We start from the raw sequence: 24768 nt of genomic DNA, 5'->3' as shown, positions 1-24768 counted from the left end.
TGACCGGACTGTCATCACTCCTGGCACTTACAGTCATTGCCGCCGCCTCGCGTCTTACGGACAATCAACCCTTGTTTTCGCTCATGGATTTGCCGGTATGTCGCAACAGATATTTTTCGCCCACGCCAATGGCTTTCCTTCGGGCACCTACGGCAAGTTGTTCGCGGCGCTGGCGCCCGAGTATCAGGTGACGCATCTGGAACAGCACGCCCACGATCCGCGTTTTCCAGCGGACGACAATTGGCGCAACCTGGTGGATGAGCTCATCCATCACCTCAAACAGCAACCGGAACCGGTCTGGGGCGTCGGCCATTCCTTCGGCGGCGTGCTGCACCTGCACGCGGCGTTGCGTTGCCCTGAACTGTATCGGGGTGTGGTGATGCTCGATTCACCGGTGCTGACCCGTGCCGATCAATGGGTGATCCGTGCGGCCAAGCGTTTCGGTTTCATCGACCGCCTGACCCCCGCCGGCCGCACATTGGGACGCCGGGAAGAGTTCACCGATCTGGAAGCGGCGCGGCTCTATTTCGCTGGTAAAACCCTGTTCCGCAGCTTCGATCCGGAATGCTTCGACGCTTACCTGCAACACGGTTTGCAAAAAGTCGGCGACAAGCTGCGCCTGCGTTTCGACCCGGCCACGGAAATCAGCATCTACCGTGGCGTCCCGCACACCAGTCCAGGCCAGGCACGGCAGCTGAAAGTGCCGCTGGCGGTGGTTCGCGGGCACAAGAGCCGGGTGGTGATGCGTCACCATGCAAGCTCCGTCGGGCGTATGCCGCTGGGTGAGTCCCTGACCATGCCCGGTGGCCACATGTTTCCCCTCGAACGTCCGCAAGACACCGCCACGCTGCTGAAAAACCTGTTCAGCCGCTGGGAAGGTCGTCGCCAGCAGGATTGCGCATGAGCCACGTCGTCGAAGAAGTTCGCCTGAGCCTGCCGCACATCGAGCTGGCCGCGCACCTGTTCGGTCCCGAAGATGGCCTGCCGGTGATCGCCCTGCACGGCTGGCTGGACAATGCCAACAGCTTCGCCCGGCTGGCGCCGAAGCTCAAAGGCCTGCGCATCATCGCCCTGGACATGGCCGGTCACGGTCACTCCGGGCATCGCCCGACCGGTGCCGGTTACGCGATGTGGGACTACGCCCACGACGTGTTGCAAGTCGCTGAGCAGTTGGGCCTGAAGCGTTTTGCACTGATGGGGCACTCGATGGGCGCGATCGCTTCGTTGATTATTGCCGGGTCGATGCCGGAGCGCGTCACGCATCTGGCGTTGATCGACGGCATCATTCCTCCTACAGACAAAGGCGAAAATGCCGCCGAACGCATGGGCATGGCCCTGCAAGCGCAACTGGATCTGCGGGAAAAACGCAAACCGGTCTACAACACCCTGGACCGTGCCATCGAGGCACGCATGAAAGGCCTGGTGGCGGTCAGTCGCGAAGCCGCTGAGCTATTGGCCCAACGCGGACTCATGCCAGTGCCGGGCGGTTATACCTGGCGTACCGACAACCGCCTGACGCTGCCATCGCCGCTGCGTCTTACAACCGAGCAGGCAATGGCCTTCGTCCAGCGGGTCAGTTGTCCTGCGTTATTGGTGGTTGCAGCTGACGGCATGCTCGCCAAACATCCCGAGTTGCTGGAGCGTCTACCCTTTAGCCGTGAACAGCTGCCTGGCGGCCATCATTTGCATCTGAATGACGAACCCGGCGCCGACCTTGTCGCAGACTGTTTCAATCGGTTCTTCGCCGTTCCTTGACTTGCGCCGGGCAACTGTCGAGGCTGGGCGGGTTGAAATGGGAGACAACCATGATAGATCTCTACACCGCTGCGACCCCGAATGGCCACAAGGTCTCTATCGTGCTCGAGGAACTCGGCCTGCCCTACACGGTGCACGCCTTGAGTTTCGACAAAAAGGAACAGAAGTCACCGGACTTCCTCAAGATCAATCCCAATGGCCGTATTCCGGCGATTGTCGACCGCGCCAACGGCGATTTTGCCGTGTTCGAATCCGGCGCCATCCTGATTTACCTCGCTGAGCTGAGCGGCAAACTGCTGCCCCAGGATCCGAAGGGGCGCTCGGTCGTCCTGCAATGGCTGATGTTCCAGATGGGTGGAATCGGGCCTATGCAGGGCCAGGCCAACGTGTTTTTCCGCTACTTTCCGGAAAAACTCCAGGGCGCCATCGACCGCTATCAACATGAGACACGGCGCCTCTATGAGGTGCTCGATACACGCCTGCAAGCCGTGGAGTTTCTGGCGGGCGAGTACAGCATTGCCGACATTGCCACCTATCCATGGGTGCGTGGCCATGAGTGGTCCGGTGTCGAGGTTGACGGCTTGCCGGCCTTGCAGCGCTGGATGGCAACCATGGAAGCGCGTCCGGCGGTCCAGCGTGGTTTGCTGGTGCCCGAGCGCATCGATGATGCCAGTGTCGTCAAGGGTGCCCAGGCCATGCTGATCCGATGAGTCTATCCATGCGTTCATTCAGTGTGTTGGCGCTGTGTTGTTTCAGTCCCTTGTTATTTGCCGCCGATGTCCCGGGCAGTCAGGACTTGCCAATCGTGCCGCGCATGGCCGATGCGCAGATCGTCGACTATCGCCCCGGCGTTGAGCTTGAGCGGATTTATCCGCTGGGTTCGATCCGTAAGATCAGCGGCCAGTTGCGCTTCGATGGTCAGGTCAGCGCCCGGGGAACGGCGACATCGGTGACCTATGAATTGCCGCCGGAACATTCGTCAACCGACGCCTTTACCGCGGCGCGTGAAGCGTTGCAGGAGCAGGGCGCCGGCTTGCTGTTCTGGTGTCAGGCGCGTGATTGCGGTGAAAGCAGCCTCTGGGCCAATGATGTCTTTGGCAACGCGAAGTTGTACGGTGCCGACGATCAACAGGCGTACTTGTTGTTGCGTCTCGCGGCACCCCGGGACAATACGTTGGTGGCGCTTTACAGCATCACTCGCGGCAATCGCAAAGCCTACCTGCACGTCGAGCAGTTCGACGCTGCTGCCCCGCTGGGGGAATTGCTGCCGACGTCGGCGACCTTGCTGCGAGAGCTGAAAAGTACCGGTGAACTCGATTTCCCCAAGTTGAGCGCCGATCCTGATGCCAGCTGGCTGCGCCTGATTTCTCGCGGTTTGAACCTCGACACCACCTTGCGGGTCAGTGTCTCCGGGCCAAATGCCGAAGCCTGGCGCCAGGCGCTGATCGGGCAGGGCGTGCGGGCGGCGCGAATGGAAGCCGGCAGCGCCGAAAGCCCTGGCCTGCACATCGAACTGTTGCGATAAGCTTCATCAGGCAAACGCGGCTGTCGCGTTTGCCTGCTCTTTGTTGACTGATTTTTTCGAGAACCTACATGCTCAATAACGATCGGCTGTTGGTGCAGATCCTGCTCCTGGTGCTGTTTGGCGCGAGCCTCTGGGTGATGGCGCCGTTCTGGTCGGCCTTGTTCTGGGGCGCGGTGCTGGCGTTCGCCAGTTGGCCGTTGATGCGGTTGTTGACCCGCTGGCTCAATGGCCGGGAATCCCTGGCCGCGCTGGTGCTGACACTGGGCTGGATGTTGCTGGTAGCCGTGCCACTGGTCTGGCTCGGGTTCAACCTGGCGGATCACGTGCGTGATGCCACGGCGTTCATCAAGGATGTGCAGATGGACGGTTTGCCCGAAGCACCGACCTGGCTGGGCGGCGTTCCTTTGGTGGGCGAGCGGTTGGTGGTGATCTGGAACAGCATCGATCAGCAAGGCGCGGCGATGATGGTGGCGGTCAAACCTTACCTGGGTCAGGTCGGCAACTGGCTGCTGGCACGCAGTGCGCAGATTGGCGGCGGGATTCTCGAGCTAACGTTGAGCATTGTGTTCGTGTTCTTTTTCTATCGCGACGGGCCGCGTCTGGCGGCGTTTGTCCATGGGCTGCTGGAGCGCCTGATTGGCGATCGCGCCGGGTACTACATCGAACTCGTGGCCGGGACGGTGCAGCGGGTGGTGAACGGGGTGATCGGTACAGCGGCGGCGCAGGCGGTCCTGGCGTTGATCGGGTTCCTGATTGCCGGAGTGCCCGGGGCGCTGGTGCTGGGCATCGTGACGTTCATGCTCAGCCTGATTCCGATGGGGCCACCGTTGGTGTGGATTCCGGCCACGGCGTGGCTGGCCTGGAAAGGCGAGTACGGAATGGCGGTGTTCCTCGGGTGCTGGGGCACGTTCATCATCAGCGGCGTCGACAACGTGCTGAAGCCGTACCTGATCAGCCGGGGCGGGAATCTGCCGTTGGTGATCGTGTTGCTCGGCGTGTTTGGCGGGTTGATTGCGTTTGGGTTTATCGGCTTGTTTATCGGGCCGACGTTGCTGGCGGTTGCGTACAGTCTGTTGACGGACTGGAGCAAGAGTCATGCGCGGGTAGAAGACCGCCGGCCCTAAGATTTTCGGCGGGACTGAGGGCCTCTTCGCGGGCAAGCCTCGCTCCTACAGGTCAGATGCCGGCCACTATTCCGTGTGCAACATCAAACCTGTAGGCGCGAGGCTTGCCCGCGAAGCTTTTGACTCAGGTCGCGACGTTCAGGTATTTGCCCACAGTCGCCACGTTATCGAGCGAATACTGCTTGCTCAGGTTGGCGATCATTTTGTTCAGTGCTTCATTGACGTTGAATTGAGCGGTGGAGCTGTCGCGGGCTTTCTCGCGACCGGCTTGCAGCGCCGCGTTCAGTTCATCGCTGCTGCCCCCACCGCTGCTGTCACTGTCCAACACCTTGAGCAACGCAGCTGTGGTGTCGGTGCTGGTCGATGAGGTGCTGTTGCTAGCCTGCAGCGCGCTGCTCAGTTCGGAGGCGGTCACGCTGCCATCGCTGTCCGTATCCAGCTGGCTGAACAATTCTTCGCTGGACACCTGCTGTGGTGGCGGTGGCGGCGGGGTCAGGCTGGCGGCGAGTTCGTCCTTGCTGACGGTGCCGTCCTGGTTCTTGTCCTGGGCCGAGAAGATTTCTTTACTGTCGGCACTGCTGCCAGCGTTGTTCAGACCGTTGCTCAATTCGTCGCTGCTGATGGCGCCGTCACCGTCGGCGTCCAGGGCGCTGATGAGCGCGTCGGCCAGTTCGGTGTTGGGCGCCTGGTCATGCGGCGGTGGCGGCGGCGGTGCCATTGCTGCCATTTCCTCGCTGCTCAAGCTGCCGCTGTCGTCGCTGTCCAGATCGCCGAAATGCTTGCTCAAACTGACCAGCAGGCCGTCGTCGGTTTTCTGCGACAGGGCGCTTTCAAGTTCGCCCTGATCCACCGCGCCGTCGCTGTTGCTGTCGAGCTTGGCGAACAGTTCTTTCTGGAATTGCTGGCTGCGGGCGTTGTTGGTTGAGGTGCTGCTGGTGCTGGTATAGCTCGTGTAGTTGCTGACGCTACCAATCATTGGACTCACTCCCTGGAATGGAAAGCCGGCGGGTGCACCGGCTTATGCAGCGTCAAGGGGCAAGATGTCGTGGGTGTGTGAGGTTTGTACCGAGTGGTACACACAAGTCTCAGGCCAGACCTCACTCCTAGGGATTTGTGTATGGCTCAGGTGCGGGGCAGGCGGATGACGGCGGTGAGACCGCCGCCGGGTGTTTCTACCAGGCTCAACTGCCCACCCAGCCGTTCCGCCGCCTCGCGAGCGATGGTCATACCGAGCCCGACGCCGCCCGAATTGCGATTACGCGAACCCTCCAGCCGAAAGAACGGCTCGAACACCGCTTCACGTTTGTCCGCCGCAATACCCGGGCCGTGGTCGATGACGCGGATCACCAGTTGCTCACGGTTGTCTTCGAGGGTGATCCTCGCATGCCCGGCATAGCGCAGGGCGTTGTCCAGCAGATTATTGATGCAAGAGCGCAAAGCCATCGGCTGCACTTGCAGCGGCGCGCAGTGGCCGCTGGCCTGGACGTCGGCCCCCTGGTCCTGGGCGTTTTCGCTCAAGGATTCCACCAGCGCCTGCACGTCCATCCATTGCCCGGCTTCGCTGGTGCGCTGTTCGTGCAAATAGGTGAGGGTGGCATCGAGCATGCTGATCATGTCGTCCAGGTCCTGGCGCATCTGACCTTGCAGCTTGTCGTCCTCGATCTGCTCCAGTCGCAGCTTGAGGCGAGACAGCGGCGTGCGCAGGTCGTGGGACACTGCGCCGAGCATCCTTGAGCGCTGCTGCACCTGCTCGATAATGCGTTTCTGCATCAGGTTGAAAGTGTGGGCCGCCTGCCGTGCTTCCCGTGGGCCGGATTCATCCAGCGGCGGACTGTCGAGGTTTTCGCTCAAGCGCGCGGCGGCGTCACTCAAGCGCTGGATCGGTCGAGTCAGCAGTTTGGCGCCGTACCAGGCCGCAATGATCAGCGAGACAAACTGGAACGTCAGCGGCACCAAGGGGCCGCCAAACCACGGCCGTGGAGGCCGGTTTTCGAAACGCGGGTCCATCGGCGGGCGCTGTCCGTCCATGCCTTCGGAAAACGCCGGCGGCGGTGGAGGCGGGGGAGGACCGTAATGGTGAAACCAGGCAAACGCCAAAAGGTGCGCCAGGATGATCGCCAGCAGCAGCACGCCAAACAGGCGGCCGAACAGCGTATCGAAGCGCGCCCGCATCAGCCGATGTCTCTTGCGTCGAACAGATAACCCTCACCGCGAACGGTCTTGATCAACTGCGGGGCTTTCGGGTCATCGCCGAGCTTCTGGCGCAGGCGCGAGACCAGCAGGTCGATGCTGCGATCAAACGCTTCGATCGAACGACCACGGGCAGCGTCCAGCAGTTGTTCACGGCTGAGCACCCGGCGCGGACGTTCGATGAACACCCACAGCAGGCGGAATTCGGCGTTGGACAGCGGCACAACAAGGCCATCGGCAGCGATCAATTGCCGTAGTACGCTGTTCAGGCGCCAGTTGTCGAAGCGAATATTCGCACGCTGTTCGGTGCGATCGTCGCGCACTCGACGCAGAATGGTTTGAATCCGCGCCACCAGTTCCCGTGGTTCGAAGGGCTTGGCCATGTAGTCGTCGGCGCCCAGTTCCAGGCCGATGATGCGGTCGGTGGGTTCGCAGCGTGCGGTGAGCATCAGGATCGGAATGTCCGATTCGGCGCGCAGCCAGCGGCACAGCGACAACCCGTCCTCGCCGGGCAGCATCAGGTCGAGCACCACCACGTCGAAATGCTCCGCCTGCAGCGCCAGGCGCATGGCGGCGCCGTCGGTGACGCCGCTGGCGTGAATGTTGAACCGGGCCAGGTAGTCGATCATCAGTTCGCGGATCGGGATGTCATCGTCGACGATCAGGGCGCGAATGCTCCAGCGTTTGTCGTCAGCGGGTGCTTTTTGATCGTCGTTCAGAGGTGCTGGGGTGCTGTGCATGGGTGCATTCATCTGCCAGGTAGGCTGCCAACCACAAAGATGGGCTGCGAGGTTGTGGTTCCAGCATAGGCGTCCGGCCCGGAGGCGGGAAGTGCTGTAAGGACGTGTTGCGGCTGCCGAGGGTAGCGAGGAAGGGTGTAGTGGGCGTGTCGTGTGTGTATCGAACTCGACACAATCACCGCAGGGGCTAGTCTTGCTGGAGTCTTCGGGACGATTTACCGATCATCGGGTCCCGCAGTGGCGCTGGTTCCGCTACAATGCGCGCCGATTTCGTCCTGCCTGAGAGCCCGCACATGTCCGTCTGCCAGACTCCTATCATCGTCGCCCTGGATTTCCCCACCCGTGACGCCGCACTGAAGCTGGCCGACCAGTTGGACCCTAAGCTGTGCCGGGTCAAAGTCGGTAAGGAACTGTTCACCAGCTGCGCCTCGGAAATCGTCGGCACCTTGCGTGACAAGGGTTTCGAAGTGTTCCTGGACCTCAAGTTCCACGACATCCCGAACACCACCGCCATGGCGGTAAAAGCCGCGGCGGAAATGGGCGTGTGGATGGTCAATGTGCACTGCTCCGGCGGTCTGCGCATGATGGCCGCTTGCCGTGAAGTGCTCGATCAGCGTACCGGCCCCAAACCGCTGTTGATCGGAGTGACCGTGCTGACCAGCATGGAACGTGAAGATCTGGCGGGTATCGGCCTGGACATCGAGCCGCAGGAGCAGGTGCTGCGTCTGGCCGCGTTGGCGGAAAAAGCCGGGATGGACGGTCTGGTGTGCTCGGCCCTGGAAGCCCAGGCCCTGAAATCGGCGCACCCGTCGCTGCAACTGGTGACCCCGGGGATTCGCCCGGCGGGCAGTGCCCAGGACGATCAGCGCCGTATCCTGACACCGCGTCAGGCGCTGGATGCCGGTTCTGATTACCTGGTGATTGGTCGTCCAATCAGCCAGGCGGCGGATCCGGCCAAGGCGTTGGCTACCGTAGTCGCCGAACTCGCCTGACCAAACGCTGAAGATCCAAATGTGGGAGCGGGCTTGCTCGCGAAGGCGGTGTATCAGTCAATATCAATGTCGACTGACACTCCTCTTCGCGAGCAAGCCCGCTCCCACATTGGTTTGTTGCGCATTGAAATGTCGGGTTAAACCTTTAGAACCAACTTCCCGAAATTTTCACCGCTGAACAACTTCATCAGCGTCTCCGGGAACGTCTCCAGCCCTTCAACAATGTCTTCCTTGCTCTTGAGCTGCCCCTTGGCCATCCAGCCGGCCATTTCCTGCCCGGCGGCGGCGAACTGCGCGGCGTAGTCCATCACCACGAAGCCCTCCATTCGCGCGCGGTTGACCAGCAACGACAGGTAGTTGGCCGGGCCTTTGACCGCTTCTTTGTTGTTGTACTGGCTGATGGCGCCACAAATCACCACCCGCGCTTTCATGGCCAGGCGACCCAGCACCGCGTCGAGAATATCGCCGCCGACGTTATCGAAATACACGTCGACACCTTTTGGACACTCACGCTTCAGGCCGGCATGCACGTCTTCGTTCTTGTAGTCGATGACGCCGTCAAACCCCAGTTCGTCGATCAGGAACTTGCACTTGTCCGCGCCGCCCGCGATGCCGATCACGCGGCAGCCTTTGATCTTGGCGATCTGCCCGGCAATGCTGCCCACAGCACCGGCGGCGCCGGACAGCACCACAGTGTCACCTTCCTTCGGTGCGCCGACATCGAGCAGTGCGAAGTAGGCGGTCATCCCGGTCATGCCCAGCGCGGACAGGTAACGGGGCAGCGGTGCCAGTTTCGGATCGACTTTATAGAAGCCGCGTGGCTCGCCAAGGAAATAATCCTGCACGCCCAAGGCACCGTTGACGTAATCCCCTACCGCAAACCCAGGATTGTTCGAGGCAACGACTTTGCCTACACCCAATGCGCGCATGACTTCGCCGATACCGACCGGCGGAATGTAGGACTTGCCCTCGTTCATCCAGCCACGCATGGCCGGGTCCAGGGACAGGTATTCGTTTTTGACCAGGATCTGATCCGCAGCCGGTTCGCCGAGTGGCACTTCTTGATAGGTAAAGGTCTCGCGGGTAGCCGCGCCCACCGGACGTTTGGCGAGCAGGAACTGGCGATTGGTCTGGGTAGTCATGACAAGCACTCAAGATGAATGAAGCTTTGTTGATAGACCTTCATGATCGATGCCGCAAGTTTGGCTGATGCGGCGAATGCACGTCGATCCAGTGCAGTGATAGTCAGTGCCGCAGTTCTATCACTGCCACTCATGGTCACTCAACCGGGCTTCTGATAGTGCTGCCGTGTCACACGCCCCTGTGGCTAGACTGGGAATACGCGATCCCCCGCATTCTTCTCTTTGAGGGCATAACAATGAGCATGACGTTTTCCGGCCAGGTCGCTGTGGTGACCGGCGCTGCCAACGGTATTGGCCGCGCGACCGCCCAGGCATTCGCCGCGGAAGGGTTGAAAGTGGTGGTGGCCGACATGGACACGGCCGGGGGCGAAGGCACTGTTGCACTGATTCGTACAGCGGGTGGCGAAGCGACCTTCGTGCGTTGCAACGTCACGCTGGAAAGCGATGTAAAAAATCTGATGGACGAGGTGGTGAATACCTACGGCCGTCTGGACTACGCCTTCAACAATGCCGGCATCGAGATCGAGAAAGGCAAACTGGCTGAAGGCACCCTTGATGAGTTCGACGCGATCATGGGCGTCAACGTCAAAGGCGTCTGGCTGTGCATGAAGTACCAGTTGCCCTTGCTGCTGGCCCAGGGCGGCGGCGCAATCGTCAACACCGCTTCGGTGGCGGGCCTTGGTGCGGCGCCGAAGATGAGCATTTACGCGGCGTCGAAACACGCGGTGATCGGCCTGACCAAGTCGGCGGCGATCGAATACGCCAAGAAAAAGATTCGCGTGAACGCGGTCTGTCCGGCGGTGATCGACACCGACATGTTCCGTCGTGCCTATGAGGCGGACCCGAAGAAGGGCGAGTTCGCCAGCGCCATGCACCCGGTCGGCCGCATCGGCAAGGTCGAGGAAATCGCCAGCGCCGTGCTGTATCTGTGCAGCGACGGCGCGGCGTTTACCACCGGTCACTCGCTGGCAGTGGACGGTGGTGTCACGGCGTTCTGACCCTTCAAGACCTGCCTCGTAGGAATAAGCCCGCATACGTGCGGGCTTTTTCATGGTGCCGTGAAGGGCGGCGGCCAATGTGTTTCAAATGGTTAGAACCGAGGGTTTTGGCGGCGTTGTCGCACATCCGATCCAGCAGACCTGTGATTAACTGTTTCCCGCAAATGGACAGGAGTTTGCTTGCTCATGGAATTGAGAATCGATCGACAGGCATTGGTGCCAGTCGTACAGCAAATCGTCGACGCGTTGGCCGTCTGGCTCCGTCAGAGCGAGGCGCAGCCAGGGACGCGTTTACCTTCTGCGCGGCACATCGCGCGGGTCAATCTGCTCAGTCAGTCCAGCGTCGTGGAAGCCTGTGAGCGGCTGGTGACTCAAGGTGTGCTGGCGTCGCGTCATGGCGCCGGTTTCATTGTCGCCACGCCAGCGCTGGTCGCCCAAGGGCAACAGGATTACCTCTGGTTCGAAGGGGCGGAACTGAAACAGGGCGGCTTCTCGGGCGAACTTAAGCTGGGCAGTGGCGGGTTGCCGGAGAGCTGGCGCGAAACTGACGACCTGAGCTACGCGATTCGTCAGGTCAGCCGTACCGACATGGCCGGATTGTTCAACTACAGCACCTCCCGAGGCCTGCCTGCCTTGCGTCTGCAAATTCTCAAACGCCTTGGACGCCTCGGTATCGAAGTGGACGAAAATCGTATTCTGACCACTGCAGGTGCCAGTCAGGGGCTCGACCTGATCGTGCGCACCTTGCTCAAGCCGGGTGATTGCGTGGTGGTGGAAAGTCCGGGGTATCCACTGTTGTTTGACCTGCTCAGGCTGCACGGCGTGACGATGATCGAGGTGCCGCGTACCCCGCGCGGGCCCGACACGGCGCAACTGGAAGCACTCTTGATAAAGCACCGGCCCCGCGCGCTATTCATCAATAGTTTCTACCACAACCCGACGGGCAGCTGCCTGACGCCTGCGGTGGCGCAGCAGGTTTTGCAATTGACCAAGACCCATGGCGTGTTGGTGATTGAAGATGACGTCTATGCGGATTTGCACTACGGCCCCGGCACGCGCCTCGCTGCATTGGGGGGCGATGACAACGTGATCTACATCGGCAGCTACTCAAAAACCCTCAGCAGTTCATTGCGGGTCGGCTTTGTCGTGGCCAGTGAAGGGGTCATATCGCGATTGGCCGAGGTCAAGATGATCAGCAGCATGGGCGCCTCAAGGTTCTGCGAGTCGGTGCTGACTTGCCTGTTGGCCAGCGGCGCGTACCGCAAACTGGTGCAGCGTCAGCGCCAGCGTTTGAACACGGACAGAGAGGCGGCCTTGCAAGTGCTCGAAGACGCCGAGTGGGAGGTTTTCGGCAAGCCGGCTGGCGGCCTGTTCATCTGGGCTCGATCGGGGATGTGCGACTACGCTCAGGTGCGCAAGCAGGCCCGGCGTTTCGGTGTGCTGCTGTCTTCTGCCACAGCCTTCAGTCCTGACGGCCAGGCGAATGATTGGCAGCGCATCAACGTTGCTTATGCCTGTGATCCTCGTGCCCGGGCATTTTTTCAGGCAACCGCTGCGAATCGACCTAAAACGTTCTGAAAACGACGTGGGCGTAGCTTTTTGCCATTATTCCGACGCCAGAGACTTGTGCTGGCCCATGCCCATTGCGAATCTGCGTCAACAGACTATGTCAGGGGACTAAGTGCAATGATTTCGGCCGTGCAAGGACGTTTTGCCAACCTCGGTATGGCAAAAAAAATGGGTGTCGGGTTTGTCTTGGTGTTGCTGCTGACGGCCCTGGTGGCAGCCATCGGCGTTTGGTCCCTGCAAACCATCAGTCATCGCTTCGACGGCCTCAAGCAGATGTCGTCGCTCAACAGCGGTTTGCTCAAGGTGCGACTGCTTGAGCAGGAATACGCCTTGCACGGCAATCCGAAAACCGTCGATGCCCTGCACCAGGGCGTGGATGGCCTGATCGCCCTGGCGAAGCAGCTCAAGGCTGCGTCAGCGGCCAACGTGCCGGTGATGAACGACGTCGAGCAGTCCCTGTTGGCCTATCGCAAGGCCTTCGACGAATTCGTCTCGCTGAGTCAGGCCAAGGACCTGGCCCTGGAAATGGCCAGTTGGTCGGTGTCCAGCGTGGCCAATAACCTGGATGTCCTGCAAGCCGGACTTGCCGATGATGGCGCCTATACCTTGAAGGAGTCCGAAGGCAAGGACGGTGGGCAGTTCATCGAGCAGGCCAATCAGGTCAGCCAGGTGTCGCGGCTGATGCTGCAGGCAATGAACGAAGCGCGTGTGCGTCTGGACCAGAGCCGCAAGGGTGACGACAGCGCAGGCCAGGGCAAGATCGAGCAGGCCGATCAGGCGCAGGTTCAAGCCGAACAGTTGAAAACCACGGTCAAGGATGAGGGCTATCAGACTGTCCTCAATGAAGTGGCGGGCCACATCAACAGTTTCAGCGAGAAACTGACTGAGTACACCGGCCTGTTGGCCCAGGAAAAAACCGTCTATGAGCAACTGCACCAGCGTGCTGCCCAAGTGGTGGAACGGGTCGATCAGGCCTATGTCGCCGAAGACCAGTCGATGCAGTCCGAGCTGAAAAAGAATTCGATGCTGATCATTGGTTCCTCGGCCCTGGCGTTGCTGGTCGGGTTGATCGCGGCGTGGGTGATTACCCGGTTGATCGTGGCGCCGCTGCGCAGTGTGATTCGTGTCGCGCAGCAGATCGCCGCGGGTGATTTGAGTGCGACGGTCGAAGTGACGCGCCGTGACGAGATCGGCCAGTTGATGCAGGCCATGCAACAGATGGGTGCGGGGCTGAGCACCATCGTCAGCGGTTTGCAGGCCGGTATCGAGCAGTTGGCGAGTTCGGCGCAATCGCTGTCGGCGGTGACTGAGCAGACCAATCTGGAGGTCAGCAGCCAGAAGGAAGAAACCGAGCAGGTCGCCACGGCGATGAATCAGATGACGGCGACGGTGCACGATGTGGCGCGTAACGCGGAGGAAGCTGCTCAGGCTGCGCAAACGGCAGACGGTAAGGTGGAAAGTGGTCAGCAGGTGGTGCGTCAGAGCATGGCGCGGATCGAACAGCTGGCGGACTCGGCGACGTCGGCCAGTTCGAGCATCGAAAGCCTGAGTGCGGAAATCCAGAACATCGGCACGGTGCTCAGTGTGATCAAGAGCGTCGCTGAGCAAACCAACCTGTTGGCGCTCAATGCGGCCATTGAGGCGGCACGGGCCGGCGAGCAGGGCAGGGGATTTGCGGTCGTGGCGGATGAGGTTCGGGCGTTGGCCAAGCGCACACAGCAATCGACCGAGGAGATTGAGCGTCTGGTGAGCGCCTTGCGTTCGGCGGCGCAGTCGTCGGTGCAGCAGATTCAGAACAGTGGTGAGCTGGTGAAGCTGGCGGTGAGTGACGCGTTGCAGACTGAGAGTGCGCTGGGAAGTATCGCGGCGGCGGTGTCGTTGATTCAGCAGATGAACCAGCAGATTGCGGCGGCGGCCGAGGAGCAGAGTTCGGTGGCCGAGGAGATTAATCGCAGTGTGACGAGTATTCGGGCGAGTGCGGATCAGTCTTCGTTGGCGATGCGGGGGAATGCGGCGTCGAGCATTGAGCTGGCGCAGTTGGGGGTTGAGTTGAAGGGGATGGTCGGGCATTTCCGGCTCTGATCTGTCTCCCTGCGTATGTGCACAGATCTACTGTAGGAGCGAGGCTTGCCCGCGAAGGCGGCCTGATAGCCGACCTATCTCTTTCAGGTGTACATATCCATTTCTGCGGTAACGGCGACTTATGGTTTCGCCCTTACGGCGAGTCCCTTTTGGCAAACGCCCCAAAAGGAACCAAAAGGTCTCGCCCCAAGCGTCCGGCCCCTCGCCTGGGCTCGGCGTTCCTTCGTTCCGGTATCCATCCGGGGACACTGCCCTCCGGTCTGCTTCGCGACGACCTACATGCAGCGTGTTCGACTGCGTCGAACGGCGCTGCGCGCCACTCCCCGGATGAACACCTCCACTCAGCCTCCCGACGGGGCGGGTGGATCAAGATCAAGAGCTGAAGGCGAGCTAACGCTCGGCCTGATGAGTGGTGAGAAGCGGGTGTACGCTGGGCCCTTGTAGGAGCGAGGCTTGCCCGCGATGGCGGCCTGACAGCCGACCAGCATTTTGCTGATACACCCACTCCAATTGTGGGAGCTGGCCTGCCAGCGAAGGCGGCCTGACAGCTAACCAATCCTCCCCGGCAGTACTCACTCACCAAACCCGACCCCAAAAAAAAGCCACCTCGCGGTGGCTTCTTTGCTTCTTCTGATCAGTCGTAGATCACTTTCTTCTTCCAGTCCGCATCCGCCTCGACGTCTTTGAGGCCTGCGTTCAATTGGTTCGCTTCGCTTTCAACTGCCGCGATTTTGTCCATCACCATGGCGTTGGCACGGGCCAGGAGTTTTTCCAGGTATTCGAGCTGTTCGGCGTAGACCTGCGGTTCCTGCTGTTTACGCAGGTATTGCACGCCGCGTTCGAAGGCGAGGCGGGCCTGGCCTGGCTGGTTTTGTTGCAGGCATTGTTGGCCGAGGTTGTTGAAGAACTCGATGTGCAGCAGGACCAGAATGTGGCGAACTTCGCGGATCCAGCGCTTGGCTTCGTTGGTTGGCAGGAAGCCGTCCTGTGCGGCGCGAGTGATCTGGCCGTGCAGGGCTTCGAGCAGGAAACGCACGTCCTTGGCCTTGGCTTCGGTCTGAATCGGTGCCGGCGGATTGTTGACCGGGATCGATTCGCCTTGTGCGGCCAGGGCTTCGAGTTCGGTAATCCGGGCCCTCAGGTTGGAACTGGTTTTTTCCAGGTTGAGCAAACGCTTGCAGACATTGAGTTCCAGGCGGGTCAGCAGCAGCTTGAGCCCGGGTGTCATCAGCTGACCGGGGAATGTCTCGGTGATTTCGCCGCAGCGACGCAGGCGGTCGTTGAGTTCAACCTTGGTACGGGCCTTTTCCAGCTTGTTGTTTTCCACCACATGGTTCATGTAGCCAATGGCGATCAATAGTGCGATCCCGGCTACGACTAGCAGGGTGATCATGAGTGGTGTCACCGGTAAGACCTCTTTATAGGGTTCGCGATCGAGTGTAGTGGCTTGGCATTTGGGCGCATAGGACCGCTCGACGAGTTGAATCGGTTGTGGCTATCTTTGTATCGGCCGGGGTTCGACTTATATAAATGCTGGCAACTATGGTTCAGATTGCCATCATCTTCGGCGGCGGACTATAACGTCTTGGTCGTTGCCCGAATATAGTCGCCAAAGGTCAGGAGGCGCAAAAGCCTGAATCGCGCCTGAAAGCGGGGCGAAGTCATTGATTTAAATAAATTTATATCTGGGGGTTGACGACCCCTCAATCCATCCATAGAATGCGCGCCACTTACAGCGTAAAGCACACAGCGAAACGCGGTAGGGAGTGAATGTTGTACGTGTGTCCCCTTCGTCTAGTGGCCTAGGACACCGCCCTTTCACGGCGGTAACAGGGGTTCGAGTCCCCTAGGGGACGCCAATGCGGGAATAGCTCAGTTGGTAGAGCACGACCTTGCCAAGGTCGGGGTCGCGAGTTCGAGTCTCGTTTCCCGCTCCAATTTTAAACAGCGTTGCTTTCGGGCAGGGCTGAGTGAAACCAGAACCGATATCTTAGGATGCGGATTTGGGCACTGAAATACACACCATGTGTTTCAGTTAGCGTGTCCCCTTCGTCTAGTGGCCTAGGACACCGCCCTTTCACGGCGGTAACAGGGGTTCGAGTCCCCTAGGGGACGCCATTTGCGGGAATAGCTCAGTTGGTAGAGCACGACCTTGCCAAGGTCGGGGTCGCGAGTTCGAGTCTCGTTTCCCGCTCCATATTTAACGAAAGCGCCGCTCAGCAATGAGCGGCGTTTTTGTTTGTGCGTCATCCATAAAAAAAGGACCTCAAGGTCCTTTTTCTGTTTGTGCTGGAATCAACACGGCTAACGCGTCGGACCCGCCATAACAGCGGGTCCGAAAGGCGATCAGAGCTTCGGCAACTGCCCGATGCGTCCCATCATTTCCGTCACGATCTGCAGGTCCAGCAGGAACTGGTCGACGGTCTTGAACTCGTTATCGGTGTGCCCGGTGTATTTAAGCTCGGGCCGGGCCAGGCCGAATTGCACGCCATTAGGCAGTTCATGGACCGAGGTGGCGCCGGCAGAGGTGCCGTACTTGTGGTCCATGCCAAGGTTTTCGCTGGCCACGGCGAGCAAGGCCTTGACCCATTCACCTTCAGGATTGCGGTACATCGGCTCGGCGATCGAGTAGTCGAAGGCCACTGCAACGTCGGTCTTCTTGCTCCAGGCGCCCAGCTTGTCGGCGATTTCGGCCTTGAGGTTTTCCGGGGACTTACCCTTTGGCACCCGCAGGTTGACCGCGAGCTTGAAGGTTTTGTCATCCATGGCGACGTAAGTCAGGGACGCGGTCAGCGGCCCCATGAACGCATCGGAAAACCCGACGCCCAATTTGCTACCCAGGAAATCCAGGCCCCAGTTGTCCGCAGCATAACGGGCGGCGTCGGTGATGTGGTTGTGCTTGAGCGCGACCTTGCCGTCCAGGCTGTTGATGAACTCCAGCATCCTGGCCACCGGATTGACGCCGGACTCGGGCTCGGAGGAGTGGGCAGAAACACCGGTGACCGTCAGCTTCACGTCCTTGCCATCGACCTTGGCCGTGACATCGAAGTTGCCGCCATTGGTTTTGGCGTAATCGGCGCCGGCCTTCTGCAGGCTGGCAGCCAATTCAGCAGGTTTCTCAGTCAAAAGGGTGACAACCGATGTCGACGGAATCTGGTTGGTGGCCATGCCGCCGGTCATCGAGATGATTTCGGCGCCCGTGCCCTCGGCCTTGCGCTTGGCAAAGTTCGCCATCACGGTGCCATAGCCTTTCTCCGCAATCACCACCGGGTACCCGCCATCCAGCGCCAGGTTGTAGTTGGGTGTCGGGTTGTGTTCGAAGTAATAAGGGATGGCGTCGCCGGTGGTTTCTTCGGTGGTATCGACCAGCAGTTTGAAATTGCGCGCCAGCGGCAGCTTCTCTTCCTTGATGACCTTCATCGCATAAAGCGCTACCACGATACCGTTCTTGTCATCCTCGGTGCCCCGGCCATACATGCGGTCGCCGATCAGGGTGACTTTGAACGGATCGAGTTTGGTGCCGTCTTTCAGGACCCAGTTCTCCGGCGTCACCGGCACTACGTCGGCATGCGCATGAATGCCCACGACTTCATCGCTGCTGCCTTCTAGGGAGATTTCATAGACGCGGTTGTCGATGTTGCGGAAGTTCAGGTTGAACGCCTGGGCCAGGCCCTTGATCTTCTCGGCGATCTTGATGAATTCGGGATTGTCATGCTGGTCAACGCCCTCGACGCGGAAGGTCGGGATGGCCACCAGCTCGCGCAGGGTCTCAGTGGCAGCGCTGCCGTATTTCACCCGTGCGTAGAGGCCAAGCAGGCGATGGATTTCGTTCTGCTGGTCTGGCGTAAGGGTCTTGTTGTCGAGGAAGGCACCGATGGCGGGGCCGAGGTCCGCGGTTTTGCCGAGATCGCTCTTGGCCAGGCCTCCCAGGAATTGCCTGAAATCCGTTACCGATGCGTCACTGAACGTCTTGAGGATCGCCGCACTCTGTTGCGGGGTGATGTTGGCCTGCGCTGTCAGGGTGAACGACGACAGGCTGGCCAGTATCAGGGTTGACGCAGCCAGGTGCTTGAGTGAGAAATTCATTGCTGTGGGCATTCCTTTGCAGGCAGTGGGTGAGAAGTTTCTGATCGATGAGACAGAAACGTTTCCAAGCTAACACTGTAACGGAGTGTTACGGGAGTCCCTGATGTGGGATCTGTCGCACAGAAATGCAAAAGCGGCGCAGAAACGAAAAAGGCCCGCCAGTCAGACTGAGCGGGTCTTTTGCGTTTCAGGCGCTTTCACATCGAGAGAATCAAACGCCCGGCGAACAGGATCAGAATCACCCCCATGGTGCGTTCGAACCAATGCCCCATGCGCATGAACAACAATCGCACCCGGGCGCTGGAAAAGAACAGCGCGACGATCACGAACCACAGCGCGTTCACAAAACACATCCAGGCCCCATACAGCGCCTGGATCTTCAAGGGTGTCGTGGCGCTGATGAGCGTGGTGAAAATCGCCAGGAAAAATAGCGTCGCCTTGGGATTGGTCGCGTTGGTCAGAAAACCGGTGGTGAACGCCTTCAGCAGCGTTTGCTCGACGACCGGCTCTTCGGCGACTTTGTCACCCTCAAGCGCGGACTTGGGTTTACTGCGCAGCAGGCTGACACCGAGGTACAAGATGTAAGCGCCGCCCACCACCTTGGCTACCGTCAGTAACCAGGGCGTCGTGTGCATCAACGCGCCGACCCCGAGCAGGGTGTAAAGCACATGCACGGAAATTCCCGCACCGATGCCTAGCGCCGTGCAGATCCCGACCAACCGGCCGAAACGCACACTTTGACGGATGGTGACAGCGAAGTCCGGTCCAGGTGCGACCACAGCCAGAAAGTGAATAGTCGCCAGCGCCAGGAACTCGCCCAGGTAATTCGAAAGCATTTCAACTCCAGAAAGTAAGGGGTGAAGCATTGCCGCGATAGCCGACAAAGAACGAAAGGCTCAATCGCGGATCCGCCACGCCCGGCGTCACCGAGTGCATGCAGCGCGAATTGAACATGATGAAATCACCCGGCTCAGGACGAATCTCCAAGGTTGGTGTTCCGAGCAGGGCCGGGTCGACGCCGTAGCTGTCGCCACGCATCTCGTCGAATTGATCCGGAGAAATATCGTGGTCCCACATCTGCAAGGCGCCACCCTCAGTGGGCATGTTCAGGTAAACATTGCAGGCGAACTGCGCTTCCAGGCTTCTGGCCTGGTAACTGTCGGGGGCATCCTTGGCGAAAATGTCGTGATGGGCCAGGAAGCACACCCCTGGTTTCACCACGCGAGACAGCCCGACATACATCTTGCGGCCGTAGAGATTTTCCAGGTGCGCACCCGCCGGCCAGGACTCATCGAGCATGCAGCGCAGGGTGTCGACCGGGGAAGAATAGGGCGCGCAACGTTTGCGCAACTCCGCGATGTTGCGCGAGGCATGCTCGAAATAATCTTCGATCAGCAGTGGCTGGTTTTCCGCCTCATAAAACGCCATGCCGATGCGACCGATGCTCGGCGCATTGATATAGCCTTCGAAACCCGGGGCGAGGATCTTGTCGCCAATCTGAATCGCCAGCGGCTGGGGCAACAGGCCTTTGACGCGGATGGCGAGGACTTCTTCATTGGCCAGTTTTTGTATGCACGTCTCATCGAGACGCTCGACGTCAAGCATCATGTCTTAGGTCCATCTATCAGATAGTCAACAGAACCCGCGAATGCGGGCTCCCCCGGGCGTCAAGCGATGCCGGGGGCGGCATCGCCCGAAAGCTCAATCCACGCTGTAGTGGACTGACAGCATTCCCTTTTTCAGTGAAAGGGAAGTGATCGTGACCGTGCCCAAATCCTTCAGGCTACGTACATGGGTGCCGCCGCAGCCGTAGGCGGGCAGCTCACCGAAACCAATTTCCCGGGCGCCTTCGCGCATTGATGTCAGACGTGGCAGATCCTGGGCAACCCATTGCTCGATGGCGTGCTGAATCATCTCGGCATCCACCTCTTTTGCCGACTCCACCGGTTTGAATTGCACGCGTCCTTCGCCGGGCCAGTGATGAGCCTTGACCGGCATCCAGCCCAGTGCCTGGACAAAATGGCCGATGAGGTGGCCGGCCGAATGCATGCGCGAATTGAACCGGCGGCGTTGCTCGTCAATCCGGATCTGGGTCATGCCGATTTTTACTGGCTGGTCGACAAAGTGAATGATCCGGTCCGGGTCCTGGACCACGCGCAGCACCTGGCTTTCGCCGATCCAGCCGGTATCGCAAGGCTGACCGCCACCTTGGGGGTGAAACAACGTCGCGCGCAGCACCACCGCAAACTCGTTTTCCTGGGGCGTGCAATCCAGGACTTCCACATTGGCCTTGAGGTCATCACTATGGAAAAAGAGGCGAAGCGTCATATTCCATGTCCTCATTAAAGTTTCTCTTTTTATTATATGAAGCGTGGAATTGCGTGATAATCCGTTCAAACATCAAAGGACTGTTGCGCTGTGAGCATAAATCTACCGCTACCGTTGCTGGGTGAAATGGCGATCTTCGTCAAGGTTGTCGAGACTGGCAGCTTTTCCGAAGCGGCTCGCCAGTTGGGTTCTTCACCCTCGGCGGTGAGTCGCAGTATTTCGCGTCTGGAAAAAGCGTTGGCCACGCGTCTGCTGCAGCGAACCACACGCAAGCTGCGCTTGAGCGACGGTGGCGAAGAGGTGTTCAAACGCTGCCAGGAAATGGTCAGTGCGGCCAAGTCCGTGATGGAAATCAGCGGGCAGTTCACCCATGAAGCGGAAGGATTGGTGCGAGTCAGTGTTCCCAAGGCGGTCGGTCGATTTGTGATTCACCCGCATATGCCGGAATTTCTGCGCCGTTATCCCAAAGTGGATGTAGAGCTTTTGCTTGAAGATCGGCAGGTGGACCTGATCGACGACAACGTTGATCTGGCGATTCGCATTACCGATCGACCACCCGCCGGGTTGGTCGGGCGGCAGTTGCTGACCATCGACCATTTGCTCTGCGCTACACCGCAATACCTCGCCGAACACGGCACGCCGACGCACCCCCACGACTTGCTCAACCACAGCTGCATCTATCTGGGTGAAACCCCGAGCGATGCGCGCTGGAAATTCAAGAAAGGCAGCAAGGCTGTGACGGTCGGTGTACGCGGTCGGTATGCGGCGAATCACACCGGGGTGCGGTTGGGGGCGGTGTTGCAGCACATCGGGATTGGCAGCCTGCCGTATTTTACGGCGCGTTATGCGCTGGAGCAGGGGTTGATTGTGCAGGTGTTGCCGGACTGGACGTTCCTCGCGTCATACCACGGCGGCGCTTGGTTGCTGCATTCGCCGACGCGCTATTTGCCGCCGAAATTGCGGGTGTTTATTGATTATCTGGTGGAGTGCCTGGAGAAGGAGCCGACCCTGAGCAAGCCGGGGAAGCTGGGTAAGGTCGCAGCAGAGTATGAGTTGCCCGAGAGTGATGGGTTGCTCTGAACGCCCAGACACCACATTACTCGGCAATGCCATAAAAAAGGCCCGCATGAATAACCATGCGGGCCTTTTGCATTTCAGATCAGGGATCAGTGCTTGCTGTCGTCGTTCGACATCGCCAGCAGCTGTTTTTCCTGATTCCAGTCGAAGGGTTCGTCGTTCTGTTCGGCTTCGAAACGACGCTCTTCCAGTGCCTGGTACAATTCGATTTCATCATCGGGCATGTAATGCAGGCAGTCACCGGCGAAGTACCACAACAGGTCGCGCGGGACCAGGTGGGCGATTTGCGGATAACGGGTGATCACCTGGCACAGAATGTCCTGGCCCAGGTATTGGCTTTCGATCGGGTCGACCGGCAGCAATGCACGCAGTTCGTCGAAGCGCTCCAGGAACAAGGCATGGCTTTCTTCGGGAACCTGTTCGGCCTCACCTACGGCGACCAGGATGCTGCGCAGGTGGTCGAGCAAGACAAGATGATCGGCAACGACGTTGGACACGAGATAAGTCCTCAAGAGCAAAACGGGCGCGGGAGTATAAAGCCCCCACGCCCCTTTTTACAGGATCAGCGGACCTTTCCGTCGGCCAGCGCCAGTTCGTCTTTGTCGAAATCATCGACGTCGATCACCTTGCGCCGCGCCATTTCGGCTTCACGCAGGGTCTGCGCTTCCACCGCTTGCAACACCCCAGCCTCCAACGCTGCATCGATGACGTGTTCGCCGGCAGCCGGTTTGACCTGACCACTTTTGAGCGCCACGTGCAGTTTTTTCTGCAACGGCTGCGCCGCGTTCAACAGATTGCAGGCATGTTGCAGGGCACCGACCGCGTCGTCCGCCGATTGCGGACGGTAGCAACCACCGAGCAATTCTTCGAGGGTTGGATCGCCCTTGGCGCGGCCAATCACCGCGGCGACTTCGGCGCCGAGTTTGTCCGATGGCCCTTTGTGACGACGGCCGAACGGGAACACGATCACCCGCAACAGGCAACCGAGCACCTTGTTCGGGAAGTTGCTCAGCAGTTCATCCAGCGCACGTTCCGACTGGCCGAGGCTTTCTTCCATGGCCCAGGTAAACAACGGCGCCATGTGTTCCGGCGAATCAAGGTCGTGGTAACGCTTGAGCGCGGCGGAGGCGAGGTACATGTTGCTGAGCACATCCCCAAGACGCGCCGACAGGCGTTCGCGACGTTTCAGTTCACCGCCCAGCAGCATCATGCTGAGGTCGGCGAGCATGGCGAACGCGGCGGCCTGACGGTTAAGCGCACGGAAATAACCCTGACTGAGCTTGTCACCCGGCGAGTGTTCCAGATGCCCGAAGCCGAGGTTCAACACCAGCGTGCTGGCGGCGTTGCTCACGGCGAAACCGATGTGCTTGAGCAGCAAGCCATCGAATTCGGTGAGTGCCTGATCCTTGTCTTCACGGCCAGCGAGGGCCATTTCTTTCAGCACGAACGGATGGCAGCGAATGGCGCCCTGACCGAAGATCATCAGGTTGCGCGAGAGAATGTTCGCGCCTTCCACGGTGATGAAGATGGGCGCGCCGTTCCAACTGCGGCCGAGGTAGTTGTTCGGCCCCATGATGATCGCCTTGCCGCCGTGAACATCCATGGCGTGGCTGATGCACTCGCGGCCGCGTTCGGTGAGGTGGTACTTGAGAATTGCTGACAGTACTGACGGTTTCTCGCCCAGGTCCACCGCGTTAGCGGTCAGCATTCGGGCGGCGTCCATCATCCAGGCGTTGCCGCCGATACGCGCCATGGCTTCTTGAATACCTTCGAACGCCGACAGTGGAACGTTGAACTGCTCACGAACCTGCGCGTACTGACCGGTTACCAGACTGGTGAACTTGGCCGCGCCGGTGCCGACTGCCGGCAGGGAAATCGAACGCCCGACCGACAGGCAGTTCATCAGCATCATCCAGCCCTTGCCGAGCATTTCCTGGCCGCCGATGAGGAAGTCCAGCGGCACGAAGACGTCCTTGCCGGAGTTCGGGCCATTCATGAAGGCGGCACCCAGCGGCAGGTGACGGCGACCGATTTCAACACCGGCGGTGTCGGTCGGGATCAGCGCCAGGCTGATGCCCATGTCTTCCTTGTCACCTAGCAAATGGTCCGGGTCATAGGCTTTGAAGGCCAGGCCGAGGAGGGTAGCTACCGGGCCCAGCGTGATGTAACGCTTTTCCCAGTTGAGGCGCAGACCGAGGGTTTCCTTGCCTTCCCATTCACCTTTACAGATCACCCCGGTGTCGGGCATGGCACCGGCGTCGGAGCCCGCCAGCGGACCAGTCAGTGCGAAGCACGGGATGTCGTCGCCCCGGGCCAGCCGTGGCAGGTAATGGTTGCGTTGTTCGTCGGTGCCGTAATGCAGCAGCAGTTCTGCCGGGCCCAGGGAGTTAGGGACCATCACGGTGGAGGCGAGGTCGCCACTGCGGGTCGCCAGTTTCATCGCCACCTGAGAGTGGGCATAGGCCGAGAAGCCCTTGCCGCCAAACTCCTTGGGAATGATCAGCGCAAAGAAGCCGTTTTCCTTGATGTGAGTCCAGGCTTCGGGAGGCAGGTCCATGTCTTGCCCGATCTGCCAGTCGGTGACCATGGCGCAGAGTTCTTCGGTCGGGCCGTCGATAAAGGCCTGTTCCTCTTCACTCAATTGCACTTTTGGATAGGACAGCAGTTTGTTCCAGTCCGGGCGACCGCTGAACAGTTCGCCGTCCCACCACACGGTCCCGGCGTCGATCGCATCGCGTTCGGTTTGCGACATCGGCGGCAGGGTTTTCTGGAACCAGCTGAACAGCGGCGCGCTCAAGAATTTGCGACGCAGGTCGGGCAGCAACAACGGCGCCGCGACGGCTGCGATCAACACCCAGAAAATCAGCAGCAGCCAGCCTGGCGCGCGGCTGAAGGCACCCATCGCGACGATATAGACAGCGACGATGCACAGGGCGGGCAGGGGGGCGATGCGACGGTGGGCTAAATAAGCTATCCCGACAACCAGAACCAGTATCCACAACAGCAGCATATTTAATCCTCCGTGAACCAGGGCAAAACCAACCTTCAGAGCTTAGACGGCATCCGTAAAACAGGGTGGTCGGAGCGAGGTGATTGAATTCGTGGGAAACCATCGATGCGTTTTGTAGGTTGGGTTGGCAACACGCCCGGGAAATCGTTC

21 protein-coding genes, 4 tRNA genes and 1 pseudogene are annotated in these 24768 nt (G+C 59.9%); 15 read left to right on the top strand and 11 right to left on the bottom strand.

The features are described from left to right. Nucleotides 1-13: 13 nt before the first annotated feature. From ACA075_RS22340 to ACA075_RS22320, 5 genes are all read left to right on the top strand, one after another. Nucleotides 14-904, top strand: a complete 891-nt coding sequence (locus ACA075_RS22340) for an alpha/beta fold hydrolase (protein ID WP_497299312.1) — start codon at nucleotides 14-16, stop codon at nucleotides 902-904. Beyond that, nucleotides 901-1755 carry an alpha/beta hydrolase gene (locus tag ACA075_RS22335; protein ID WP_010457064.1) on the top strand — a complete coding sequence of 285 codons (855 nt, stop codon included), beginning with the start codon at nucleotides 901-903 and terminating at the stop codon, nucleotides 1753-1755. The genes ACA075_RS22340 and ACA075_RS22335 overlap by 4 nt, the downstream gene beginning before the upstream one ends. A gap of 50 nt (nucleotides 1756-1805) precedes the next feature. Beyond that, nucleotides 1806-2465 carry a glutathione S-transferase family protein gene (locus tag ACA075_RS22330; RefSeq protein ID WP_497295416.1) on the top strand — a complete coding sequence of 220 codons (660 nt, stop codon included), beginning with the start codon at nucleotides 1806-1808 and terminating at the stop codon, nucleotides 2463-2465. 8 nt (nucleotides 2466-2473) lie between these two features. After that, on the top strand, nucleotides 2474-3280 hold the full coding sequence (locus ACA075_RS22325; protein WP_497295414.1) for a DUF4892 domain-containing protein: 807 nt from the start codon (nucleotides 2474-2476) through the stop codon (nucleotides 3278-3280). 68 nt (nucleotides 3281-3348) lie between these two features. Continuing rightward, entirely contained in the window at nucleotides 3349-4404 is a 1056-nt protein-coding gene (locus ACA075_RS22320; protein WP_497295412.1) for an AI-2E family transporter, read from the top strand. Nucleotides 4405-4528: 124 nt separating this feature from the next. Here the strand turns inward: ACA075_RS22320 and xopAW are convergent, their stop codons facing one another. The 3 genes from xopAW to ACA075_RS22305 form a co-directional block, all read right to left on the bottom strand. Next, the gene (gene xopAW, locus ACA075_RS22315; RefSeq protein WP_497295410.1) at nucleotides 4529-5380 is read right to left on the bottom strand and encodes a XopAW family type III secretion system calcium-binding effector; all 852 of its coding nucleotides are present in this window, start codon (nucleotides 5378-5380) and stop codon (nucleotides 4529-4531) included. Nucleotides 5381-5526: 146 nt separating this feature from the next. After that, on the bottom strand, nucleotides 5527-6576 hold the full coding sequence (locus ACA075_RS22310) for a sensor histidine kinase (RefSeq protein ID WP_497295408.1): 1050 nt from the start codon (nucleotides 6574-6576) through the stop codon (nucleotides 5527-5529). Next, entirely contained in the window at nucleotides 6576-7334 is a 759-nt protein-coding gene (locus ACA075_RS22305) for a response regulator (RefSeq protein WP_497295406.1), read from the bottom strand. Before ACA075_RS22305 ends, ACA075_RS22310 begins: the two co-directional genes overlap by 1 nt. A 293-nt stretch (nucleotides 7335-7627) precedes the next feature. Here ACA075_RS22305 and pyrF point away from each other — a divergent pair, with 293 nt between their 5' ends. Continuing rightward, the gene (gene pyrF, locus ACA075_RS22300; RefSeq protein WP_497299311.1) at nucleotides 7628-8326 is read left to right on the top strand and encodes an orotidine-5'-phosphate decarboxylase; all 699 of its coding nucleotides are present in this window, start codon (nucleotides 7628-7630) and stop codon (nucleotides 8324-8326) included. 137 nt (nucleotides 8327-8463) lie between these two features. On the opposite strand, the gene ACA075_RS22295 is transcribed toward pyrF, so the two are convergent. Continuing rightward, nucleotides 8464-9468: an NADP-dependent oxidoreductase gene (locus tag ACA075_RS22295; RefSeq protein WP_497295404.1), complete on the bottom strand. Its 1005-nt coding sequence runs from the start codon at nucleotides 9466-9468 to the stop codon at nucleotides 8464-8466. A gap of 236 nt (nucleotides 9469-9704) precedes the next feature. On the opposite strand from ACA075_RS22295, the gene ACA075_RS22290 reads away from it, so the two are divergent. The 4 genes and pseudogenes from ACA075_RS22290 (at nucleotide 9705) to ACA075_RS22275 (ending at nucleotide 14117) form a co-directional block, all read left to right on the top strand. Beyond that, nucleotides 9705-10466, top strand: coding sequence for an SDR family oxidoreductase (locus tag ACA075_RS22290; protein ID WP_497295403.1), 762 nt, complete (start codon nucleotides 9705-9707; stop codon nucleotides 10464-10466). 186 nt (nucleotides 10467-10652) lie between these two features. Further along, nucleotides 10653-12044 (top strand): aminotransferase-like domain-containing protein, encoded by a 1392-nt coding sequence (locus ACA075_RS22285; RefSeq protein ID WP_497295402.1) that lies wholly within the window; start codon nucleotides 10653-10655, stop codon nucleotides 12042-12044. Between the two features lie 108 nt (nucleotides 12045-12152). After that, nucleotides 12153-13256 (top strand): annotated as a pseudogene (locus ACA075_RS22280) (HAMP domain-containing protein); the annotation flags it as partial. Then, nucleotides 13236-14117 carry a methyl-accepting chemotaxis protein gene (locus ACA075_RS22275; RefSeq protein WP_370655173.1) on the top strand — a complete coding sequence of 294 codons (882 nt, stop codon included), beginning with the start codon at nucleotides 13236-13238 and terminating at the stop codon, nucleotides 14115-14117. The pseudogene ACA075_RS22280 and the gene ACA075_RS22275, both read left to right, overlap by 21 nt. Nucleotides 14118-14751: 634 nt before the next feature. Here the strand turns inward: ACA075_RS22275 and ACA075_RS22270 are convergent. After that, complete coding sequence (locus ACA075_RS22270) at nucleotides 14752-15522, bottom strand: hypothetical protein (RefSeq protein ID WP_497295400.1); 771 nt, start codon at nucleotides 15520-15522, stop codon at nucleotides 14752-14754. Nucleotides 15523-15900: 378 nt separating this feature from the next. On the opposite strand from ACA075_RS22270, the gene ACA075_RS22265 reads away from it, so the two are divergent. The 4 genes from ACA075_RS22265 to ACA075_RS22250 all read left to right on the top strand — a co-directional run bounded on the left by ACA075_RS22265 (nucleotide 15901) and on the right by ACA075_RS22250 (nucleotide 16314). Beyond that, nucleotides 15901-15976, top strand: a tRNA-Glu gene (locus ACA075_RS22265). 2 nt (nucleotides 15977-15978) lie between these two features. Continuing rightward, nucleotides 15979-16054 (top strand) — tRNA-Gly (locus ACA075_RS22260). 105 nt (nucleotides 16055-16159) lie between these two features. Further along, a tRNA-Glu gene (locus ACA075_RS22255) sits at nucleotides 16160-16235 on the top strand. 3 nt (nucleotides 16236-16238) lie between these two features. Continuing rightward, nucleotides 16239-16314 (top strand) — tRNA-Gly (locus ACA075_RS22250). Between the two features lie 149 nt (nucleotides 16315-16463). Here the strand turns inward: ACA075_RS22250 and ACA075_RS22245 are convergent. The 4 genes from ACA075_RS22245 to ACA075_RS22230 all read right to left on the bottom strand — a co-directional run bounded on the left by ACA075_RS22245 (nucleotide 16464) and on the right by ACA075_RS22230 (nucleotide 20531). Next, nucleotides 16464-18203, bottom strand: coding sequence for a dipeptidase (locus ACA075_RS22245; RefSeq protein ID WP_497295398.1), 1740 nt, complete (start codon nucleotides 18201-18203; stop codon nucleotides 16464-16466). A 197-nt stretch (nucleotides 18204-18400) separates the two neighbouring features. After that, nucleotides 18401-19039, bottom strand: a complete 639-nt coding sequence (locus ACA075_RS22240) for a LysE family translocator (RefSeq protein WP_497295396.1) — start codon at nucleotides 19037-19039, stop codon at nucleotides 18401-18403. 1 nt (nucleotide 19040) lies between these two features. Further along, nucleotides 19041-19811, bottom strand: coding sequence for a 2OG-Fe(II) oxygenase (locus ACA075_RS22235; RefSeq protein WP_497295395.1), 771 nt, complete (start codon nucleotides 19809-19811; stop codon nucleotides 19041-19043). Between the two features lie 93 nt (nucleotides 19812-19904). Continuing rightward, nucleotides 19905-20531 carry an alanyl-tRNA editing protein gene (locus ACA075_RS22230; protein WP_497295394.1) on the bottom strand — a complete coding sequence of 209 codons (627 nt, stop codon included), beginning with the start codon at nucleotides 20529-20531 and terminating at the stop codon, nucleotides 19905-19907. A gap of 90 nt (nucleotides 20532-20621) precedes the next feature. Between ACA075_RS22230 and ACA075_RS22225 the strand changes: the two genes are divergently transcribed. After that, nucleotides 20622-21611, top strand: a complete 990-nt coding sequence (locus tag ACA075_RS22225) for a LysR family transcriptional regulator (RefSeq protein WP_497295392.1) — start codon at nucleotides 20622-20624, stop codon at nucleotides 21609-21611. A gap of 86 nt (nucleotides 21612-21697) precedes the next feature. On the opposite strand, the gene ACA075_RS22220 is transcribed toward ACA075_RS22225, so the two are convergent. After that, nucleotides 21698-22105, bottom strand: a complete 408-nt coding sequence (locus ACA075_RS22220; protein WP_219097128.1) for a PA2817 family protein — start codon at nucleotides 22103-22105, stop codon at nucleotides 21698-21700. Nucleotides 22106-22170: 65 nt separating this feature from the next. Further along, nucleotides 22171-24618, bottom strand: coding sequence for an acyl-CoA dehydrogenase (locus ACA075_RS22215; protein WP_497295390.1), 2448 nt, complete (start codon nucleotides 24616-24618; stop codon nucleotides 22171-22173). Between the last annotated feature and the right edge of the window lie 150 nt (nucleotides 24619-24768).

This window comes from Pseudomonas sp. LBUM1663 (assembly GCF_059695905.1).
This window is presented reverse-complemented; position numbering and strand designations above follow the sequence as displayed.

Excerpts from the sequence above, each read along its gene's own strand:
- ACA075_RS22275 (WP_370655173.1), top strand. The coding sequence starts at position 13,236 with ATGCAGGCCATGCAACAGATGGGTGCGGGGCTGAGCACCATCGTCAGC.
- ACA075_RS22305 (WP_497295406.1), bottom strand. The coding sequence starts at position 7,334 with ATGCACAGCACCCCAGCACCTCTGAACGACGATCAAAAAGCACCCGCT.
- ACA075_RS22285 (WP_497295402.1), top strand. The coding sequence starts at position 10,653 with ATGGAATTGAGAATCGATCGACAGGCATTGGTGCCAGTCGTACAGCAA.
- ACA075_RS22320 (WP_497295412.1), top strand. The coding sequence starts at position 3,349 with ATGCTCAATAACGATCGGCTGTTGGTGCAGATCCTGCTCCTGGTGCTG.
- ACA075_RS22245 (WP_497295398.1), bottom strand. The coding sequence starts at position 18,203 with ATGAATTTCTCACTCAAGCACCTGGCTGCGTCAACCCTGATACTGGCC.
- ACA075_RS22290 (WP_497295403.1), top strand. The coding sequence starts at position 9,705 with ATGAGCATGACGTTTTCCGGCCAGGTCGCTGTGGTGACCGGCGCTGCC.
- pyrF (WP_497299311.1), top strand. The coding sequence starts at position 7,628 with ATGTCCGTCTGCCAGACTCCTATCATCGTCGCCCTGGATTTCCCCACC.
- ACA075_RS22230 (WP_497295394.1), bottom strand. The coding sequence starts at position 20,531 with ATGACGCTTCGCCTCTTTTTCCATAGTGATGACCTCAAGGCCAATGTG.
- ACA075_RS22240 (WP_497295396.1), bottom strand. The coding sequence starts at position 19,039 with ATGCTTTCGAATTACCTGGGCGAGTTCCTGGCGCTGGCGACTATTCAC.
- ACA075_RS22335 (WP_010457064.1), top strand. The coding sequence starts at position 901 with ATGAGCCACGTCGTCGAAGAAGTTCGCCTGAGCCTGCCGCACATCGAG.
- ACA075_RS22325 (WP_497295414.1), top strand. The coding sequence starts at position 2,474 with ATGCGTTCATTCAGTGTGTTGGCGCTGTGTTGTTTCAGTCCCTTGTTA.
- ACA075_RS22310 (WP_497295408.1), bottom strand. The coding sequence starts at position 6,576 with ATGCGGGCGCGCTTCGATACGCTGTTCGGCCGCCTGTTTGGCGTGCTG.
- ACA075_RS22215 (WP_497295390.1), bottom strand. The coding sequence starts at position 24,618 with ATGCTGCTGTTGTGGATACTGGTTCTGGTTGTCGGGATAGCTTATTTA.
- ACA075_RS22295 (WP_497295404.1), bottom strand. The coding sequence starts at position 9,468 with ATGACTACCCAGACCAATCGCCAGTTCCTGCTCGCCAAACGTCCGGTG.
- ACA075_RS22235 (WP_497295395.1), bottom strand. The coding sequence starts at position 19,811 with ATGATGCTTGACGTCGAGCGTCTCGATGAGACGTGCATACAAAAACTG.
- ACA075_RS22330 (WP_497295416.1), top strand. The coding sequence starts at position 1,806 with ATGATAGATCTCTACACCGCTGCGACCCCGAATGGCCACAAGGTCTCT.
- xopAW (WP_497295410.1), bottom strand. The coding sequence starts at position 5,380 with ATGATTGGTAGCGTCAGCAACTACACGAGCTATACCAGCACCAGCAGC.